Source organism: Ensifer sp. (assembly GCF_035999185.1).
In the GTDB taxonomy this organism is placed as follows: Bacteria; Pseudomonadota; Alphaproteobacteria; order Rhizobiales; family Rhizobiaceae; genus Ensifer.
In genome coordinates this window covers 1-2,812 of record NZ_DASYHB010000194.1, presented here as the reverse complement: position 1 = coordinate 2,812, position 2,812 = coordinate 1, and the positions used below count along the sequence as shown (strand labels likewise).

Here is a 2,812-nt window from a genome sequence, read left to right as displayed (position 1 = left end):
GAAGCGGAATTCGTTGTCCTCCTGGAACTTCCGGATCTGTTCCTGCATCTGCAGGAGCTGGAAGCTCATTTCCTCGATACGCCCGTTGAGCGAGCGGATCTGTTCTTCAAGCTGGCCAATCCGTGCGGTCTCGGCCGACTGTACCTTCACCACGGGCAGTTTCTGCTGCGCCCCGGCGTTGGTTTCGGTCGTTCGGGCCAGCAGCCCTGAAAGCGGCATGGCGTTCGCCGACTGGCCGAGGCCCGAAAGGGCCGCAAGACCGATCAGCCCCGCCACGACAAATTTCTTCATTTCATTTGTCCTGTTCGAATTCCGGTTGTCCCACCCTTGACCAGGGCCCCCGCAATACATCTCGCCGAGTCAACTGGGTGATTGCCGCACAGTTTTCCAATTGCCCTGAAAAAGCAACGGAGTTCGGCCAAAGTGTGGTAAAAAAGCAAAGGGCGGCACTGAGCCGCCCTTTTAATTTAGCTGTCTGTGATCTCAGGAACACGCAAGTATTCCGCTGGATCACATCCCATTCCGGACCGGGCAACACCCGGCCACGGAACTTGGGATTTACATGCCGGCACCACCAAGAACGGTCACTGCACGGCGGTTCTGCGACCAGCAGGAAATGTCGTCGCAAACGGCGACCGGCTTTTCCTTGCCGTAGGAGATCGTCTTCATGCGGTTGGACGGAACGCCCTGGCTGATGAGGTAATCGCGGGTCGAAGCCGCGCGGCGGGCGCCGAGCGCCAGGTTGTATTCGCGCGTGCCGCGTTCGTCGGCATGGCCTTCGATGGTGATCGCGTAGTTCGGGTACTTGGCGAGCCACTGGGCCTGACGAGCGAGCGTCTGCTGAGCGTCTGCGCGGATCGAAGTGGAGTCGGTGTCAAAGAAGATGCGGTCGCCGACATTGACGGTGAAGTCCTGCTGCGAGCCAGGCGTTGCGGCGCCTGCGCCGCCGAGGCCGAGTTCGCCCGCGCTGCCCGGCAGGTTCTTCTTCGATGCACAGCCAGCCAGGGCAAGCGTCATGACCAGGGCGATCATGACCGGGTTGCGAGCGATGGTCTGCATGCGGCCTGCGGCCGGGGTGTCAATTCGGCTCATGCGCCGGTCTCCTTGAGAAGTGTCTGAATTCACGGTTGCCAGACTGTAACCGGAAGCGGTTAATCGCTTTTCAACAGTTATGGTTAACAAATCGATAATTTAAGTTCGGCGCCTGCTAGACCAGCACTTTGCGGCGAGAAAGCGGCGTCACTGCCACATTCCCCGCCGCAAATCGGGTCAGGCTGGAGCGAGATGAGGAAAAGGGCTTGCGGTTTTCCGCCCACATCCCGCTTCTGCCTGGATCTACTCCAGCAGCGGCGACCAGGCCGGGTCGGACGCAAAGCCTTGCGTCTGGATCAGCTGCTCGTTGTAGCCGGAAAGGTCGATCGAATAGAGCTGCGGCCCGCCGGAACCGGCGCCCTGGCGGAAGAACATCAGGACGCGGCCGTTCGGCGCCCAGGTCGGGCCTTCGTTGTGGAAGCCGGTGGTCAGGATACGTTCGCCCGAACCGTCGGTCTTCATCACGCCGATCGAGAACTTGCCGCCCGACTGCTTGGTAAAGGCGATGAGGTCGCCACGCGGAGACCAGACCGGCGTCGAATAGGAGCCGTCGCCGAAGGAGATGCGGCGCTGGCCGGAGCCGTCGGCACCCATGACGTAGATCTGCTGGCGGCCACCACGGTCGCTTTCAAAGGCAATCTGGCTACCATCCGGCGAATAGGACGGGGCGGTGTCGATCGCTGCGGTGTTGGTCAGGCGGGTCGTGGTGCGCGAGCGCAGGTCCATGGTGTAGATGTTGGCGTTGCCGTCCTGCTGCAGGCTCATGATGACCCGCTGGCCATCCGGCGAGAAGCGCGGCGAGAAGGTCATGCCGGGGAAGTTGCCGACGACTTCGCGCTGTCCGGTTTCCAGCTGCAGCAGGTAGACGCGCGGCTGCTGGTTTTCGAACGACATGTAGGTGACTTCCTGGCGGTTCGGCGAGAAGCGCGGCGTCAGAACGATGTCGTTGGAATTGGTCAGCGCACGGGCGTTGAAACCGTCCTGGTCCATGATCGCGAGCTGACGCTTGCGTGCCGTTTTCGGGCCGCTTTCGGCGACATAGACGATGCGGGTGTCGAAATAGCCCTTTTCACCGGTGACGCTCTGGTAGATGGCGTCGGCGATGATGTGGGCGACGCGGCGCCAGTTTTCCGGCTGGGTGAAGAACTGCTGGCCGGTCATCTGCTTGTTACCGAACGTATCCCACAGGCGGAACTCGGCCTTCAGCCTGCCGTCGCCTTCCTGCGTCACGCGGCCGGTGACGAGCGCCTGCGCATTGATGACCTTCCAGTCCTCGAAACGCGGCGTTGCATCCGGATTGCTGATCTTCTCGATGAAGGCGCCCTTGTTGATCGGCGCGAAAAGGCCCGAACGCTTGAGGTCGGCTGCGACCACGTCGGAGATCTTCTGGCCGAGTTCGCCCTGGAGGAAGTCGGTGACAGCAATCGGCAGCGGTTCGACGTTGCCCTTGTTGATGTTGATTTCGACTTCAGCATTCGCCGGCGTCACCGCCGCCACGACGGCGGCTAACATGCCCGCGGCCACCATCATGGCGCGGATAAGAGAGACCTTGATCATAGAGACAAGCCTTTCAGCTTCGTACGAAGGGTTTGCAGGGGTGGTTTGCTATCCGGCATGGGTTCCAATCCCGGCAGCTCTAGAGTGCGAATTCCGAGGGGTCGAAGTTCAGCACGAGGGTATTCCATCCTTTTTCGCCCTCATATTTGTCAGGCGGCAGGTT

At 61.1% G+C, this 2,812-nt stretch carries 2 protein-coding genes and 1 pseudogene; all 3 read right to left on the bottom strand.

Annotated elements, in window-relative coordinates:
• Nucleotides 1-291: pseudogene (locus VGO04_RS26150) on the bottom strand (tol-pal system protein YbgF); the annotation flags it as partial.
• 267 nt (nucleotides 292-558) lie between these two features.
• Nucleotides 559-1,092, bottom strand: a complete 534-nt coding sequence (gene pal, locus VGO04_RS26145; protein ID WP_327498876.1) for a peptidoglycan-associated lipoprotein Pal — start codon at nucleotides 1,090-1,092, stop codon at nucleotides 559-561.
• Between the two features lie 243 nt (nucleotides 1,093-1,335).
• Nucleotides 1,336-2,622, bottom strand: coding sequence for a Tol-Pal system beta propeller repeat protein TolB (gene tolB, locus VGO04_RS26140; protein WP_327498877.1), 1,287 nt, complete (start codon nucleotides 2,620-2,622; stop codon nucleotides 1,336-1,338).
• Nucleotides 2,623-2,812 lie beyond the last annotated feature (190 nt).